The 16744-nt window shown below is 42.5% G+C and carries 18 protein-coding genes; 10 read left to right on the forward strand and 8 right to left on the reverse strand.

Annotated elements, in window-relative coordinates:
* Positions 1-117: 117 nt before the first annotated feature.
* A complete protein-coding gene (vapB, locus tag HR45_RS13245; RefSeq protein ID WP_037443735.1) occupies positions 118-351 on the forward strand; it encodes a type II toxin-antitoxin system VapB family antitoxin in 234 nt (77 codons plus the stop codon).
* Positions 326-766: a type II toxin-antitoxin system VapC family toxin gene (locus tag HR45_RS13250; protein ID WP_052074731.1), complete on the forward strand. Its 441-nt coding sequence runs from the start codon at positions 326-328 to the stop codon at positions 764-766. The genes vapB and HR45_RS13250 overlap by 26 nt, the downstream gene beginning before the upstream one ends.
* Positions 767-1261: 495 nt before the next feature.
* Here HR45_RS13250 and nadS read toward each other — a convergent pair whose 3' ends face one another.
* From nadS to HR45_RS13285, 8 genes are all read right to left on the reverse strand, one after another.
* Entirely contained in the window at positions 1262-1549 is a 288-nt protein-coding gene (gene nadS, locus HR45_RS13255) for a NadS family protein (RefSeq protein WP_037443737.1), read from the reverse strand.
* Entirely contained in the window at positions 1546-1881 is a 336-nt protein-coding gene (locus tag HR45_RS13260) for a type II toxin-antitoxin system RelE/ParE family toxin (RefSeq protein ID WP_037443740.1), read from the reverse strand. Before HR45_RS13260 ends, nadS begins: the two co-directional genes overlap by 4 nt.
* Before the next feature lie 219 nt (positions 1882-2100).
* Positions 2101-2442, reverse strand: a complete 342-nt coding sequence (locus tag HR45_RS13265) for a type II toxin-antitoxin system HicB family antitoxin (RefSeq protein ID WP_037443924.1) — start codon at positions 2440-2442, stop codon at positions 2101-2103.
* Positions 2443-2446: 4 nt separating this feature from the next.
* Positions 2447-2605 (reverse strand): hypothetical protein, encoded by a 159-nt coding sequence (locus HR45_RS19445; RefSeq protein ID WP_156104073.1) that lies wholly within the window; start codon positions 2603-2605, stop codon positions 2447-2449.
* A gap of 125 nt (positions 2606-2730) precedes the next feature.
* The gene (locus HR45_RS13270; RefSeq protein ID WP_037443743.1) at positions 2731-3615 is read right to left on the reverse strand and encodes a hypothetical protein; all 885 of its coding nucleotides are present in this window, start codon (positions 3613-3615) and stop codon (positions 2731-2733) included.
* A gap of 131 nt (positions 3616-3746) precedes the next feature.
* A complete protein-coding gene (locus tag HR45_RS13275) occupies positions 3747-4823 on the reverse strand; it encodes a nucleotidyl transferase AbiEii/AbiGii toxin family protein (RefSeq protein ID WP_037443746.1) in 1077 nt (358 codons plus the stop codon).
* Positions 4820-5485, reverse strand: a complete 666-nt coding sequence (locus tag HR45_RS13280; protein WP_241461125.1) for a DUF6088 family protein — start codon at positions 5483-5485, stop codon at positions 4820-4822. Before HR45_RS13280 ends, HR45_RS13275 begins: the two co-directional genes overlap by 4 nt.
* Positions 5486-6106: 621 nt before the next feature.
* Entirely contained in the window at positions 6107-6823 is a 717-nt protein-coding gene (locus HR45_RS13285; RefSeq protein WP_037443748.1) for an NYN domain-containing protein, read from the reverse strand.
* A gap of 343 nt (positions 6824-7166) precedes the next feature.
* On the opposite strand from HR45_RS13285, the gene HR45_RS13290 reads away from it, so the two are divergent.
* From HR45_RS13290 to HR45_RS13325, 8 genes are read left to right on the forward strand one after another with little or no spacing between them, the layout of a single operon-like run.
* The gene (locus HR45_RS13290) at positions 7167-8066 is read left to right on the forward strand and encodes a helix-turn-helix transcriptional regulator (protein ID WP_037443751.1); all 900 of its coding nucleotides are present in this window, start codon (positions 7167-7169) and stop codon (positions 8064-8066) included.
* Positions 8063-8974, forward strand: a complete 912-nt coding sequence (locus HR45_RS13295; protein WP_052074732.1) for a dynamin family protein — start codon at positions 8063-8065, stop codon at positions 8972-8974. The genes HR45_RS13290 and HR45_RS13295 overlap by 4 nt, the downstream gene beginning before the upstream one ends.
* A gap of 48 nt (positions 8975-9022) precedes the next feature.
* A complete protein-coding gene (locus tag HR45_RS13300; protein ID WP_037443754.1) occupies positions 9023-11311 on the forward strand; it encodes a dynamin family protein in 2289 nt (762 codons plus the stop codon).
* A gap of 52 nt (positions 11312-11363) precedes the next feature.
* Positions 11364-11627: a hypothetical protein gene (locus HR45_RS13305; protein WP_037443756.1), complete on the forward strand. Its 264-nt coding sequence runs from the start codon at positions 11364-11366 to the stop codon at positions 11625-11627.
* Entirely contained in the window at positions 11603-12409 is an 807-nt protein-coding gene (locus tag HR45_RS13310; RefSeq protein WP_037443758.1) for a hypothetical protein, read from the forward strand. The genes HR45_RS13305 and HR45_RS13310 overlap by 25 nt, the downstream gene beginning before the upstream one ends.
* Entirely contained in the window at positions 12406-15669 is a 3264-nt protein-coding gene (locus HR45_RS13315; RefSeq protein ID WP_241461126.1) for an ATP-binding protein, read from the forward strand. Before HR45_RS13310 ends, HR45_RS13315 begins: the two co-directional genes overlap by 4 nt.
* Positions 15666-16262 carry an HNH/ENDO VII family nuclease gene (locus HR45_RS13320; protein WP_206537908.1) on the forward strand — a complete coding sequence of 199 codons (597 nt, stop codon included), beginning with the start codon at positions 15666-15668 and terminating at the stop codon, positions 16260-16262. The genes HR45_RS13315 and HR45_RS13320 overlap by 4 nt, the downstream gene beginning before the upstream one ends.
* Before the next feature lie 3 nt (positions 16263-16265).
* Complete coding sequence (locus tag HR45_RS13325; protein WP_037443760.1) at positions 16266-16670, forward strand: SMI1/KNR4 family protein; 405 nt, start codon at positions 16266-16268, stop codon at positions 16668-16670.
* Positions 16671-16744 lie beyond the last annotated feature (74 nt).

The following is a 16744-nucleotide window of genomic DNA, read 5'->3' on the forward strand; positions in this document are numbered from 1 at the left end:
CAAAGTGTCCACTATTACTGGATCAGATCAGGATTTAGATGTTCGCATATGGTTGACATATGCTTCCAGCTTTATATACTTTGCATATGGTAAACATATGCCTAATTGGTGGTAGCGATGAGAACAGTATCAATTTTTAAAAATGGTCAGAACCAAGCGGTTCGATTGCCAAAAGATATGGCCTTTGATGGCGTTAACGAACTTGAAATCCATAAAGATGGTGATGTTATTACCTTGCGTCCAATTCGCCCTGATTGGCTTTCGTTTGCAGGTCAGGAAAAAGCGGATGATGACTTTATGAACGAGCGTCAGGACGTAGTCACTGATGAAGGACGCTTTAATTTTGAGTAAAAAAATTACTTACATGCTCGATACGTGTATTTGCTCATTCATTATGCGCGAACAGCCCGTATCTGTGTTGCTTAAGCTGCAAGAGGCTGTGAATAAGCAACATCGTGTTGTGATCTCGACTATCACATACCAAGAAATGCAGTTTGGTCTGATTGGTAAAAAGGCGTCACCGAAACATGCTGTATTGGTCGCAGAGTTCCTAAAGCGTATTGATGAGATCTTACCGTGGGACAAAGCAGCTGTAGATGCTGTTACAGCGATAAGAATTAACCTCGCAGCCAAGGGGACGCCGATCGGCAATAACGATGCGGCCATAGCTGGACACGCTCTCTCTACTGGCTGTGTTGTTGTGACAAACAATGTGCGCAAGTTCCAACGTGTAGACGGACTCGTTTTTGAGGATTGGGTACAGTAAATTGAGCTGTGGCAAAAAAGCGTTCGTCATTCGGCATCGCGACTATCAACTACAGCCGCTTTCTTGCCTTAGTTCATCTTATCAATACGCTTGTATTGTTTCTGCGCTTCAACGTAGAGCAAGCCTATACTGCCTGCGCCAGCTAACAACATAAAAGCGGCTAAACCGATAAACAGAGTAGAAGACATTTCATAATGCGGCGTCAGTTATCCGCAAACGAGCAATAAACTTAATTTTACACTCTGGGACAGAGTTGGTTAGTGCAGATAAAAATGTACTTCAACCAAGGGTAAGTGTTAATTCGCGTAAGACGTAGTCTGCTAGCGCAGACTACGCTACGAATTGCTTATCAAAAAAAGACGATAGCTGCTTAGCATCTATCCGAAGCTCGGTACTTTAGTGCTAAGTAGTTCACCGGTGTCTAGTTGGCCTAATTTTCGTAATGGCATTAGTGCCGTTAGATCGAAAAGGCCCAAGAAGGGCCTTGTTTGAATTTTAGTGGGCAGCAAGAGCCGTGTAGATTTTGGGATCATCCTGGATAGTAGCAAGTACTTTTGCTGCTAACCCTGCTGGGTTGCGGCGTTTACCCTCCCAACTTTTGATGGTGTCAATACTAACACCCATCGTTTCAGCAAACTCGGCCTGAGTTACTTTAAGGAGATCTTCACGAATGCTCTTTACATCAGCAACCTCATAACGGGTTGCTCGAGCGGGCTTTTGGCGACCATGTTGAATTTCAACGGCTTCCTCGAGGGAGGCTTGTAGTTCGTTAAAAATGCTCATTTGTCCTCTCCTTTGAGTAATTGAACCAATTGTTTTAACTTGGACTTTTCTTCATCAGTCAAACTTTCCTTAACTGATTTAGGATAAGCTAACACAAAGTAGATCTTGTCGGCATGAGAAAGAACATACAGAACCCGCACACTGCCACTTTTTCCGGTGTTTCCTACTGCCATTCTAACCTTCCGAAGACCACCCGTTCCTTTGATAAGATCGCCTTTATCTGGCTGGGCAATGAGTTCAGCCTGCAAATCCTTCAGTTCATCATCTGTTGCAAGTTCCTTGATCTGCTTGGTAAAGATCGAGGTCTCAATGAACTCAATAGCATGACTCACTAATTCAAATCCTTATACAACCCAAGGTGTACAATGTACACTAAGCGGGTGTAATAATCAACAATGGATTACTAGGAATTGGCAATGCCCCTAAAGCTAGAGTAACCCACGAAGCCCCGCAGGATATGTTTGGCTATGGGAACTAGGACTTGTGTGTGACACCTGAAAACGAGTTTGCCATTCAATGTAAACAATGCCGCCGGAAAACTGGCGGCATTTCTACGCTGAATGTTCGATGTAGTCATTGACTACTTTTTCTACCGCGGCATTCAAACTAATACTTTGCGATAACGCGATTTCATTAAGTCGAGCATGAACATCTGGCGAGATCTGAACGTTGAATTTGCCAGAGAAGTTCTTATAAGGCTCAATGCCCCGCTCCTGACACATATCTAGAAAGACGCTTAATGACTTCGCGCCCTCGGCTTTCAACTTAGCGATGCTTTCACCGCAGAAATCCGCGCCGCCGTTTAAGCCAACAAACTCACCGCGGAATGTTTCATCATCAGGCTCATAATCAATAAAGGCTTTTACACCGTTAATCATCATTAAATTTTTCATGCTGTTACTCTGCATTGCAGCTGCGGCCGTTTTCTTTCTTGCCTTCGTTCATCTTATCAATACGCTTGTATTGTTTCTGCGCTTCAACGTAGAGCAAGCCTATACTGCCTGCGCCAGCTAACAACATAAAAGCGGCTAAACCGATTAACATAATAGAAGACATTACAGCATCCCCTTGATGACGAGCCAGGTGTTTAAATTATCACAAATACTATAACCCCACTAGACTTGCTGAAATCAAACCTTAGCGATCTTAGTTCACATAGAAATCGTACGATTTCTTGGATATCAAACGAGAAAATTGGTAAATCTAAAGGCGTCTGTAAACAATTGCTGAACTTGTACACCGCGCGGTGCCGCCTGCTCGTCAAAACGTCCCCTTGGGTCTAAAATGACGAATCCCCAAAACTGAAGGCACCGCTCAATAAAACGAGTTTCAATCAGTAGGCTTAGCTTCTTTTTAGGCGAAAAGTAATCTTCAGTTGGCTGAGCGCATAGCAGTTCAGGAAATGCGGAGATGAGCTCTTCGACTAACCTTGTGACGCTGGCATGGTGTTGTAAACGCCATAACATCAATAACCAAAGTGGGCTTAAATCAATATCGTACTCAAAAAGGTCGAAATACCCCCAATTATATTTGCTGATGGCGGCCTCTAACATCGGCTTGAAAAAAGCCTGAACACCGTGTGCTTGATACTGCTTCTGCACTTGTTTCTTCACATGGAAACGACCTGCCCGACGATAAATGACACCTGCAAGCTCAGCTAGCACACGGGCATAGTGCAAGGCATTAAACTTATCCTCATTACTTCCCATATATTCATTAATACTTGGTGGGATGTGTAATTCAGCAACCGCAAACTCTGGCAATAAATCGCAGGCTTGTTTTACCAATTTCGCCGGTAAATTACCTTTACTAGTTGCTTTAAATGACCCGCCATTCGACATGGCTTCGTCAAGGATGAGAGCTAAATAGCGCATTACAGGGCTAGTAGATAGTTCTTGAGGTGTATCAACCGTTACCGACTGCAATTCATGAAACGGAGCATAAAGCCAATTAGCTAATTGCTCTGGCGATAGGCCACAAAAATCAGCAACAGGTGTTTTATTGTGATGATGTATTTTGTTGTCCAATTGCGCTTTGAGTTCATTGAATGTCAATTCCGGCGCCATTCCAACATTTCCTCACTAATCTTGAATGTATATCATTATCCTAACGAATACGCCGTATGGATGGCAAAGCACAAATAAGGTGCTTTGGCTTAGCTCAGGCCACTGTTTAAATGAGAGTAAAGAGCGCGGCATCAACTTGGGGTTATGCTAGGTGAGAGCCGCATATATTGATTAAACTGCTGCTGAAAGTCGGCCAACTGCTGGATGATTTGTTCAAAAGAGTCCGGTGGCGTGAAAAACATTTGACCAGCGACAGCGGCCTTATGGTCAGCAGCAATGGTTTCCAGCCGTGTGCCTTTTGGCACAATAGATAACTGCCCACGTAAAATGGCTTCATAGTCGACACCTGGAACAGGCCAACGGTGTTTTTTCATTTCAACCACCGCCTGCATGGCCTCATTGCTGTCAAAGGCATCGGCGAAATTTGAACACAGCAGGCAAGCAACATCATACCAATGGCGGGCTAACCGATCAGGATTAGGTTCATTTGTTTGAGAGCTGAACTGATGCAAAGCAGAGATTTTTTCCCAGAAAATGAAGTCATTATCATAAGCTTGAACATTTGCTCGCGGTAACGATATTTCGGCCAACTCAGTTACATCGCCAAGATAACAACTAGTCAGTATGGTCTTTGTCGGTTTCCCTCGATTTCGACCACCAAATTCCAGCAAAATGTGGTCAAGCTGATAATCCTTGGTACTTTTTGTTACCCGCGGATAGTGAATGTCCACTTTTTCGCCATACGAATCTGGTTCTAGAACGGCTTTCAACCCATCAATTTGATAGGTAGCAAAGCGCTGGTTAAGCCGTTCAACCAGTTGCTCTGTCCATTCAAGTAAACATTGCTGTTGCTTTTCGCGAAACTTTCTGGCTTGGCTTCCATTTTTTGTACTTTGCAGCCATACATCCCGTTCTTGCTCTTCTGTCAGATTGGAGAGTTCAGCCCAATGTACTGATAGATCTATATCTTCGGAAAAACGCTGGATCACTTGCCAGCATTTGCTAAGCGCTGTTCCACCTTTAAAGGCAACAGATTTTGCCCCGAGTAATTGCTCGTCATACAACAGTCGCAGCACTTCGGTGACCCAAATGTCTTTCTCCAAAAAATTAGCAGCCAAGCCAGCTGGATGTTGACTGGCCCCATAATTAAACAGCTCGGATAGTTCTTGATGGTGACTTGGTTCCGCATACAATTCAAACAGATTCAAGACAGAAGCTCCTGCTGCACTTGTTGCAACTTATTTTGCCATTGTCTCAACTGCGGTACTAACTTCAGTTTTTGTAATACAGGAATTGCTTGCGAGGCGTTCAACTCTAACCGACCAATCGCAGTTTTAAGCTTTTCAATCGACGTATGTTCTGCCGATAAGGTGAGCAGACCTCGATAAAAAGCCCCGATCGGTTGACTAGCCCAGCGCAGTTTTGTGTCTGAAGTATGAATGACCATCACTAACTGGTTACCGATCTTAAATTCACGGCTTGGGCCTGAAGTCCAGTATACGGTCTTCACCGGTGCCTGAGTTTGGAGCCCAAGCCGATAAGCAGCCTCCAACCCTTGTGGCACTAGCTTGTATCCTTTTACCTTTGCCCAGACCACCGCGACGTCTTCGGCTTTGGCTGTCATTTTGACAGAGGGTAAATTTTTCAGAGGTTTAGGGCGCGCATACATGCCTTTAGCAACCCGAACCAATATCCCTTTCTGTGTCAGTCGGCTCAGTGCTTTTTGTACAGATGTGACAGAGCCTAGAGAATAAAAATTCTCTATAGGAAAGGGGGAGCCTTTCTGCATTCGCTGCACTCTTGCGCTTACAAGTTCTGCCACCGACATAAAACACATAAAACCTGACAAATTAATAATATGTAGGTTCATTCTATTCCATGTATATAAAGACTTTCAAGGAACATTTTGTCAGGATTAACATGGATACTATCTATTATATAAGAGAAGATCGTAATGGCCATTAATCTATATGCAGGCACGAAACTATGAGCCAGTCATCGGTCGTTTTTACTCAAATGTGAACGTTGTAGGAAGGATCACAACCCCCTATTGAGAACGTTGTAGGAAGGATCACAGCAACTGGCATACGAACGGGAAAACGAAGGCTACAGGAAGGAATAAACATATTAACTATATGTTTTTATTACTAATATATAACATTTGCAATTCTTGTTGTTACACTAAATACAACCGCTGACAAACGAACATTGTAGGAAGGATTACACACATTAACTGCATGTTTTTATTGATAAGAATTGGTGTATTCAATTCTTATCGCTAATCGAACTGCAACCACTGGTAAGCGAAGGTTGTAGGAAGGATCACAACAGCTGAAAAGTCAACATTTCAGGAAGGTTTTCACAAAGTTAACCTAATGATTAATATCAATATTATTAAAGATGACCAAGCTGACTTTTTGTTTGTTTATGGTGTCAGATGAGTGCTTTATAGGAAATAATTCGAACAGTGGTAATAAAAAATGGTACCCACCTACTTACTACTTTTAGTTACCAGCTGGAACTCTAACCCATAACGCTTAGATTGACGAGTCACATATCTTGAAGGATATAGACCAAAGAAATCTGATAATTTCTTCAGCCCATAGCTCCGCGGATCAAAGTCTGGCTTTGCTCTTTTCAAATAGGTACCCACCTCGCCCAATCTAGCCCAACCGGATTCATCTCGGTAGTTTTGCCATGCTTGATGCATCAAGCGCCACAACTCTCGCGATTGTTCCTGGTCAGAAGTATGCTGATCTTGAGTTTGTTCACCAACGCCATTTAGATTCTCAATTGCAACGAAATCGTCGCAAGCGTTTTTAAACGATGTCGGAGTCATCGCTTTACCCACACCGATTACATACACTTCGGACTCTCTCAGCCTTGTAGCTAGGCAAGTAAAATCACTATCACTGGATATTAGGGCAAACGCATCGAATCGGTTGCTATATAGCAGATCCATAGCATCAATAATCATTATCGAATCTGTTGAGTTTTTGCCAGTTGTGAACGCAAATTGTTGTTTAGCCTGAATAGCCAGTTCATTTAAAGGTTGCTTCCAGTTTTTTAAATGATCCGTCGAAAAATCACCGTATGCTCTTTTAACGATGATCTGTCCAAAACGTGAAAGCTCGTTAAGGATAGCCTCCAGTTTTGCATAAGGCGTGTTATCTGAATCAATTAATACCGCAATTTTTCTATTGCCCATATATTCGTCCTTGCAATGCGCTCTTAAGCATATTGCGTCATTCGAGAAACTTGGTCAATTTTACGTTCGGCATATTGATGAGAAAGGAACGCTAACGAAAAATGAGGAAAAGTAATATGTTGCCTCTCCCAGTGTGTAGGAGAAAAGGCAACTAACAACAGACTGATTTACAGGAATCATGTAATTCAATTCCCAAATGAAAAATCTAAAGATTGAGTAAAGCTTATGTGTATTTAGCTTGAACGCAGTATATCTAATTAAAAATTTGTGTGGTTGGACACAACCTGTCCACATCAAGTTGTATATTTTATGGAACGAATAAAACAACGGTTTACAATATGTTATGAGAAATACACTGCTTGCAAGCCGTTTGGCTGAATTGGTATCGCTCGCATATGCAGGCAAAGTTCTTTTGGCTGATGAAATGGCGGAAAAATATGCCGTCAGTACGAAAACTATCAAACGAGATTTTGAACGTTTAAATGAGATACTTGAACGTTGCCCTCATACAGGCGGCTATCGACTGATACCATCTGCTCGCACTATTTTCAATGAAAATGATTTGGCTCAACTCGTAGATGATATTGGGTTAAAGAAAGCGTTTCCCCGAAAAACAGCGATATTTCTTAGAAGCTTTATCAATGACCAAACTAGTCAGTGTTATCATTTTCAGGAACAACCGTTAGAAGCGGATTTCATAACTTCATTACATACGATTTTTGAACGTGCGATTATCAATAGACAAGCTGTTCAATTCCTATACAAAGACAAATCAAGAATCGTCCAGCCCTATCTTATGGTCTACAGCCATGGGAGTTGGTACTTAGCCGCAACAGAAGAAGGGATGTTGAAAGCGTTTTCACTTGCACGACTCAAATTTGCCTCAGTGAAAAAAGAAAACTTTGAATATGATGAATCAGTTGTGCGTCAAATTAAAGAGCAGGAAACAATTTGGTTCGGAACCCCTCTTTTTTCCGTGACACTTGAAATCAAAAGGGACATTGCATTCTATTTTGAACGCAAAGCACTCCTCCCTAAACAAGAAATATTGGAGAAGCGTAGTGATGGCACATTGGTCGTATCGGCCTCAGCATGGAGCTATAACCAGATAGCTCCCATTGTTCAATATTGGCTCCCTAATATTCGAGTCATCTCTCCACTCGAACTAGATGAACACATTCGCAAGAATTTGACAGGATGGATGACTCAAACAAACAACGTGACAGAGTCCATTACAGAATGATTAATAACACTAAATTAATACTCGTTGCAGCTTCAATGAGTGCTGGAAAGTCCTCATTGATTAACGCTCTTCTTGGCAAAGAAATACTGCCTGTAGGTAACGAAGCAACCTCATCCAAAGTTGCTCGAATTACGGTCACTGCAAAAAAAAGTCCATTGGCAAAAGCCTATTCGTTATCAGGTACCATTGCTGAGTCGAGCAAAACCATCAACTCAGAAAAAATTAGAGAATGGAATACGTCGGACAAAATCACGGCTTTTGAGGTAATAATTCCCCATTCGGGTAGCAGATTACATTCAATGCTTGCTGGCTACACATTGATTGATACTCCAGGATCAAACAACAGCAGAAACACCAGCCACAAAGAGATCTTTATCAATACGGTAAAGACTTATCCCAATAGTCTTATTCTTTACGTTCTCAATGCTACCCAACTCGCAACAACCGATGATGCCAACATAATTCGCTCCATTAGGGAAATGAATCCCAAACAATCAGTAGTTTTTGCACTGAACAAAGTTGATGAGTTGGATGAAGAACGAGGCGAAACAGCAAAGGATTATGTTGTTAAAGCGAGCCATTACTTAGAAGGACTTGGTTACATCAAACCCACAATCGTACCGCTAATGGCACAATCAGCTCTGATCGCTAAGAAAACACTCTCCCAAACAGAAATTTGCCGTCGCGAGCGAAACATTCTTAACGCTGAATTAGCACGTTTCCGCGAAAACCCATTCCATCTCAATAGTGCTGCCACAGTGCCTAATGTTTTTAAACGAAATGTGAGAAAAAGACTCGCAAAAATTTCGAAAGGGAATGTACAAGTAATGAGTCCAAAAGAATTGAAGATTTTCATAGATTACACTGGCTTAAGTACTGTCAAGGCCCTCATCACAGGCGCTGCCTAGAAGCAGTTTATTGCTACCGTTTTCGTCGCTTAGCTCGAGAAATTTATTATGAATCATATCGCTGTTACACATAATCCATTTTTAGTGGAAACCGACTTTTTAATTAATGGTCTAGTACCTTCTGAAAGCTCCAATATCAATGCATACAGTACCAAGCGCTTACAGCTATGGGTTGAAAAATTTTTCTACGATTTAAAAGAGTTATTTAACGGCCATAGTGATTTTCTGCTGGAGTTCACCGGAGTCGAGGCTGATTTTAATGATATCGAAGCTGCAGCATCTAAGGCCATCCAAGACGGTATGTGCATTGAACTTAAATTTAACCCTGTTGCACCGGCTGAAGAGCGCTTAGATAAAATCAAAGCGTTGATGGCAAGAGTTGAAGAAAAATCTCCGAAATTCTCGGAATACGTTGCCAACAGCGATATCAGAACGCAGCAAGACTATGATGAAGCGTTAAACAATGATTTTGATGTATATGTTGTTGCGACGATGTCATCCGGCAAATCAACGTTCATCAATGCCATCTTGGGACAAGACTTACTTCCTGCCGCTAACGAAGCCACTACTGCGACCATTGCCCATATCTTCGATGATAAAACGAAAGACACAGACTTCTATGGCGAGCGCTTTGATCGAAATGACGATCTTATTGAAAGACAAGATGTCATTGTTCTGGAAACTATGAAAATTTGGAACAAAGATCCAGAGACAAAATCAATCAAATTGTCGGGAAATATTCGCGCAATTAAAGAGAACAACAATGTGCGTTTGGTGCTGACAGACACCCCTGGGCCCAATAATAGTCAAGATCCTGAGCATCAGAGAACCACATTGGGCTTTATTCAGGATTCGAAACGCAACCCGCTTATCATCTATGTATTGAATGCGACACAATTAGGTACCAACGACGACAGTCATTTACTCAAACTCGTCGCTGACATCATGAGCAAAGGTGGAAAGCAGAGTAAGGACCGCTTTTTGTTTGTCGTAAATAAGATGGACATGTTCGATCCTGAGCGTGGCGAGAATATTGAGGAAACGCTGGGCCGCGTGAAAAGCTATTTGCAAGAGAATGGTATTCATGACCCCAATATCTACCCGGTTTCTTCGCGTATGGCATATCTGCTACGCAAAAATGGCGGCTTAACTCGTGCAGAGCACAAGGACAGCTACTGCATTGCTGATTTATTGTTAGAAGAACCTAGCATGGACTTCTCACAATATATGTCGGTTAGTACTAAAGTACGTTCAGACATGCAAGACAAAGCTCTACATGATGAAGCTCTACGGGATAAAACTATGAGCCGCGCACTCTTGAATAGCGGTTTGCCTGGTGTTGAAGCCGTTATCGATGAGTACATTAGCAAATACAGTTTCCCTATGCGATTAAATCGCGCGTACTTAGCAATGACTGCCGCCATTGAACGTGGTATGCAAGAAGCTGAGTTGATGAAGCAACTCGAAACTGACGAAAATGCACTTTCACAGTTGCAAACAGAAATCAAAAGCCTAAAAGCACATAGAGACCAATGCTTTAGTACCCATGCGTACAAAGAAAAAATTCAGCAAGAAGGCAGAGACTTACCGCTAGAAGTGCACAACGACCTGAACGAACTAGAATGCGGTGTCTACGAGCACATTCGCGACTTAGGTGACAAGTTTGTTGGCGAGGCAGCGCCCAATGAAGTGAAGGACAAACTTGAAAATGTATCAAAAGAACTCCAGTTTGCTTTCAATCGAGTCATTAACGAATATGAGCTGGCCTTTGAACACTCTCAGGTCATTATCAAGAATGGGTTACTCCAAGAATACCAGCACCATGTAGCGTCATTATTTCCAGAAAGCCGCGCTTTAGAGCTACCTGCTTTTCAATCGCTAAAAAACTCCATTGCCGCAATATCTCTGAATATTGAATTGAATCGCAACGAAGTGCTTTCAAGAAGAGTGGTTACAGGTTATAGAACGGAGAGTGCTGCTGTATTTTACAAACCGTGGACTTGGCTCGACGAAAAACTGGTTGCCGAATACGAAAACGAAGAATTTGTTGACCTTCAGGATCTTTGGAAAGAAAGAGTCACCATTGTTCGAAGCGAATTTGAAGTTCTTAAGAACAACGCCATTCAGCGTATTAAAGATGACAAAGACAAACTGATTGATAACTATTTGGCATTTCTTGAAAGCGAGTTCAGTACCAAATTTGATGAAATATTGGAAGATTTAAACATTAAAGCAACAAATCAGACAATACGAGAACAAGCCATTGCTCAGGCAAAAGCAGATCTTCAAGAGATCCATGCTCTTAAGCATGAGCTAGACAATATCCTGCAATTCTAATCACTCATCAGCCCACTGATAACTCTCAGTGGGCTCATAGAGGCCCGAAGCAATGAACACACTCACCGAACTTGTCGCGCCGGAATTGACTCCTGCAGAATTTAAAAAACGAGTTATTAGCTTTATTAAAAGCAAAGAGTTCAAGCCTGAACTGATACGTCAGCTATTAATGGTATTACCAGATGACAAGCACAAACTAATGGAAAACTATCGGGTGGATACGATTACTGACGCTATTAATAGTGAAAAATCCGAATGGGTGTGTGGTGGATATTTTTTTGACAGCCCCAAATGGCAGAACAAAATTTTTGTTTGAAAAGAATTGAGCATCTCATAGAGGTGAAAAGCCATTTAATTGAGGCTGGCATTGCTGGTTTTTCTCGACTTCCCCGCGGAAAAATAACCGACGGTATCAATACTCCAAGCATTAAGGACAACGCTATGACCACAGAATTTTCTTCTGTCAATTTAGCAGGTTTTATTCCATCCCATTCGCTGCGTAAAACCGTAGATGGTGGTGATATTTCCGCAATTAGAGCCGCACTATTTATGGAGTTGAACGACAAACGACTCTCCACTGCAGTTTTACGTCAAACCATTGCATGGACAATCGCTCAACATCCTAATCTGTTTGTTGCTTACGAAGAAAATGCTTATGCACAAAGTATGGTGACTGATACTTCCAAATGGGACACACAATACTACGGCATACAAGAGGTATATGCGTCATCGAATTTTTCGCACGAACGCATCAGTCATATAATCGCTGTACGTGAACGTGTCTTTGGTATTCAAGAAAGTAATGCCCGTTATTCAACTAATTCAACATCAATACCGACAAACAAGAGTCTAGCCAAAACTCCAGTTCCTGGCAGAGCCCCCTTAGAGAATAACCAAACAGTATCAACTACGTCTCGCAACAACCCAATCCCCAAAACTAAACATCCAGACAGTGAACCCTTGGGGGATAAACAAAATATATCAACGAAGTCACGCAGCAACATTCTCAACTCGTTGTTACTGATCGGAGGCGCTTTGCTAGCGGTTGCACTCGTTATCCTCGCTGTCATCGATGTCATCTCTGAGAGAAATATATGATGAGTACATCAACATCAGAAATCGAAAACCTTACAACACAACATGCATTGCTTCCCACACAAAAAGAGGCACTAAGTACGCTGTCAACCGCTCAATCCCTGATCAATAAATGCTATCTAGGGGAACTTAAACACTATGATGTTCTGTTGGCTGAAGACCAACGAGAAGTACAGATCAATTATGGTGGTGATGTACGTATTTTTCGTGTTGAACGTATTGTCCAAGAAAATAAACAAGCAGTACTCGAAAGTACCACGGCGGCTTACACTGCACTTGGAGCTGCTGGTTACACCGTTTTTCTCTTCTTAAAATCAAATGGAAAAGAAACGTTTCTCTACATTGGTACTCGGGGACAGCCTGGCAAGATGCTGGGGCAAAACTCGGGGGACTTGTTGGAAGAAACATTCAAAGGGCATTTCCCTGGAAGTAAACTCTCCTCATTAGACGTTGTTGAAGTGAATGAATTACTGAAAGCAATGAGTGACGAAAGCCCCAGCAAAACTGTCACCGCAGTCAGCAGCGTTCCGGCTATGTCAACGATAGACCAAGAGCATTTTGTACAAGGGCTCGAACGTTTTATTGATGCTGCAGAAAATCGAACTTATGAGGGGATGATTTTAGCTGAGCCTGTATCAATGCAGGCATTGAATACTGTGCGTACGGGCTATGAGCAGATCGCCACACAACTTTCAGCATTATCGAAAAGACAGTACAGTTATGGCATTCAGGACAGTGAAGCGATAAGTCTCAGTATCAGCGAAGGTTTGAGCCAATCTCTAGGAAAAAGTCTCGGACTAACTGAAACTACGGGAAGCAGTGAAAGCACTTCAAGCAGCATTTCAGATACAGAGAGCACCAATACAAGCGAGTCTTCACCAGATCTGATGGGACAATTAATTGGCTTGGGTGGTGTAGCAATTGGCGCTGGGTTAGCTGGCCCCATCGGGGCTGTTATTGGTAGCCAAGTTACAGGAGCTTTCCAAAAAACAATTACGCATGGAACGTCGAAATCCCACGCCACTAGTGAAAGCACCAGCCATTCAACGAACCATTCAACTGCGACAAATCAAACTACCACACATACAGATACAAATAGCACGACCAATACCCAAGGGCTCAGTCAAACTCGCGGAGCGTCTAGACAAGTCAGCTTCGAAGTTGCAGATAAGGGGATCTTGGGCATGCTGGATAAAATTGACCATCATTTGCAGCGCATTGATGAAGCCAAAAGCCACGGCGGTTGGCTTAACACGGCATACTTTATTAGCGATAGTGCCGCATCTAGCGAGGCTCTCGCTAGTATTTTCCTTGGATTAACTCGCGGTCAAGAATCATCAACCGAAGACTTCGCCCTTACGACCTGGTCGGGACGTAAGGCAAACGCAATTACGCAATGGTTAGGTCAATTAATGCATCCAAGGCTAGAGCCTGCGTTTGCTGGCCGTACACATATACCATATCTTACACCAGCTACCTTAGTATCCAGCAAAGAGATGGCGATACAACTGAGCTTGCCCCGCCGTTCAACCTCAACTGTAGTAGTTCAAGACGCCACGGCGTTCGGACGAAAAGTACTTTCTCTGAATCAACAAATTCACCATGATGATATTCGAAGAACCATAGAGCTGGGTAAAATACGCCATCTATGGACAGATTTATCTCAAGATGTCCAATTAGATCTTGATCAGCTCTCAGGTCATACACTGGTGACGGGATCAACGGGGTCAGGCAAAAGTAATACGGTTTACTCATTGCTAGATAAATTGCATCAACAACGTATACCTTTCTTGGTGATTGAGCCAGCAAAAGGTGAGTATAAACATGTGGTTGGTCAACATCCCGATGTAAGAGTGTTGGGTACAAACAGTAAATTTACCGAGCTACTGAGGATCAATCCATTTTCATTTCCTCCACAAACTCACGTTTATGAACACATTGATCGCTTAGTAGAAGTCTTTAATGTTTGCTGGCCAATGTATGCTGCTATGCCTGCGATCCTAAAAGATGCCATGCTCAGAAGTTACGAAGCCTGTGGTTGGAATTTAAATGATTCTACAACATCATATTTGCCTTCCCTGTTCCCAACGTTTGCAGATTTGTTAGTTCAGCTCGAGTTAGTAATCGAACAATCAGCCTACTCGGCAGAAAATAAGAGTAATTATACTGGAGCACTGGTTACCAGAGTCCGATCCATGGTGAACGGGCTAAATGGACTGATTTTTTCGGCGGACGAGATAAACAACACCGAGTTATTTGATCACAATGTCATCGTCGATCTTAGCCGAGTTGGTTCACAAGAAACAAAGTCGCTGATTATGGGACTGTTGGTGATAAAGCTAGGGGAATATCGCGCTGAGTTAATGAAAATGAACCAGCCGCTACAGCACGTCACAGTGTTAGAAGAAGCACACCATATTCTCCGCGCAAATATCTCCAGCAATGGAACTGACGGGGGAAGTGTTGCAGAAAAATCTGTTGAAATGCTGTCGAACGCCATTGCTGAAATGCGGACCTATGGCGAAGGATTCATCATCGCGGATCAATCTCCATCCGCTATACATATCTCAGCTATTCGAAATACCAATACAAAAGTTATCATGCGATTGCCCGAAGAGGCTGACCGCTATTTAGCAGGAAAATCAGCAGCGCTATCTAATGAACAAATAGATGAATTAGCGAAACTCCCGACTGGAGTCGCCGTAGTCTATCAAAATGAATGGTTAGAGGCAGTTCTCTGTAAAGTGAACCATTTCAGCTATGAAGTACAACCATATACCTACAGGCCTAAGGAAACGGCGAAATGGGATGAGGAAACCTACCGAACTCAGTGCATACAATGGCTCCTTTCGCCTAGATGCAAACAACCTTTAAACGTACATTCCCAAGACTTATCAAAAGAACTAAATAAGAGTAATTTGCCCACCCAGATAAAACTAGAACTCATTACTTGTTTGAGTGGGCGGAGCTTAACCAATCGATTGCCAATTCATGACGATAACCAATTCATCAAACTATCAGAACTGGTGATTGCTATTTGGGGCTGTGAACAGCAACTCATCGTCCTAATAACAGAGGCCACAGACATTCCTACTCTCCATAACACTCTCCAGCAATTCATCCTAAAAAGGATGGGTGAGATCTCAGACGCTATGGCAATAACCATTGAACAATGTTTTCTAAAGAGCCTCTCGATAAAAGGCAAACTCTATCTAGATCTATACAACGCATGGAACGCTTACATAACTAAGGATGTCGCATGATGCTCGATATTTCTGATGTCAAAGACGTCGTAACAGATGTTCGGCCAGCGATTTTTGACTCCTTTACGGTAAGAGAGCTATCAGAAGATGAGCTTCGCACGCTCGACAGTCCAATAACAGAAAGGCTTAGACTTCATGAACGCTTGGAGCCATTGAGTGATGACTTCAAGGATGCTCTTGTAGAAAAAGAGTATTCAGAGCCTGTCATCGATGCCATAGGCAGCAATGAAGAAGCAGAGATCTACATGGATGCAGAGTTGGAATGCTCTGAAGTAAACGGCAAAGATGCGCTGATCAGGAGCGATATTGACCTCGATAAAACAGATGACTTCGGGAATACAAACCTTGAGCGAATGGAACGAGGTAAATCACCGTTAGATAAAGATGGCAAGCCAATTGAGCTTCATCACATTGGACAAACTTCAGATGCACCGCTGGCCGAGCTGACAAAAGCTGAACATATGGGAAACGGTAATGATTCAGTTCTGCATGACAAGCTAAAAGAATCAGAAATTGACCGTGCTGAATTTAAAAAAGAGCGAGAAGAGCACTGGAAGGCTCGCGCCGAAGACATTAAACATAATTTAGAGTAAATCATGAATAAACTTCTATCACTGATCAAAGAAAATGATGCTGATACCTTACCAGCTTCGGATGAACAAATTGCTCGAGCTGAGTTGGCATTGGGGCTCACATTCTCACCAGAATACCGTTCATACCTTCAAAGTATGGGGGTTGTCTCCTTTGGCGCAAATGAAACGTTTGGATTGGGCGTGAAGGACACTTCATTTTTGAATATTGTGTCTGCGCTGAGCGATTTCAGATCGTTTGCTAATTTCCCACATTCGCTCATCCCCATTTCAGACATTGGTGACGGGCACTACTACATGTATGACAATGCAAATCGGGAAGTCGTCACAATCGCCGTTCCAGATATGGGAATTAAATTTGTGAGTGATAATTTGGAGTCGTTTTTAATTAATCTACTCTTTCGAGAATAGCCAGCCTATGGTGGTTACACCGTAGGCTGTAGCTTGAAAAGTTATGGAAATTCAATATGGTGCAACTAAATGGC

It is taken from the genome of Shewanella mangrovi (assembly GCF_000753795.1).
Lineage (GTDB): Bacteria > Pseudomonadota > Gammaproteobacteria > Enterobacterales > Shewanellaceae > Shewanella > Shewanella mangrovi.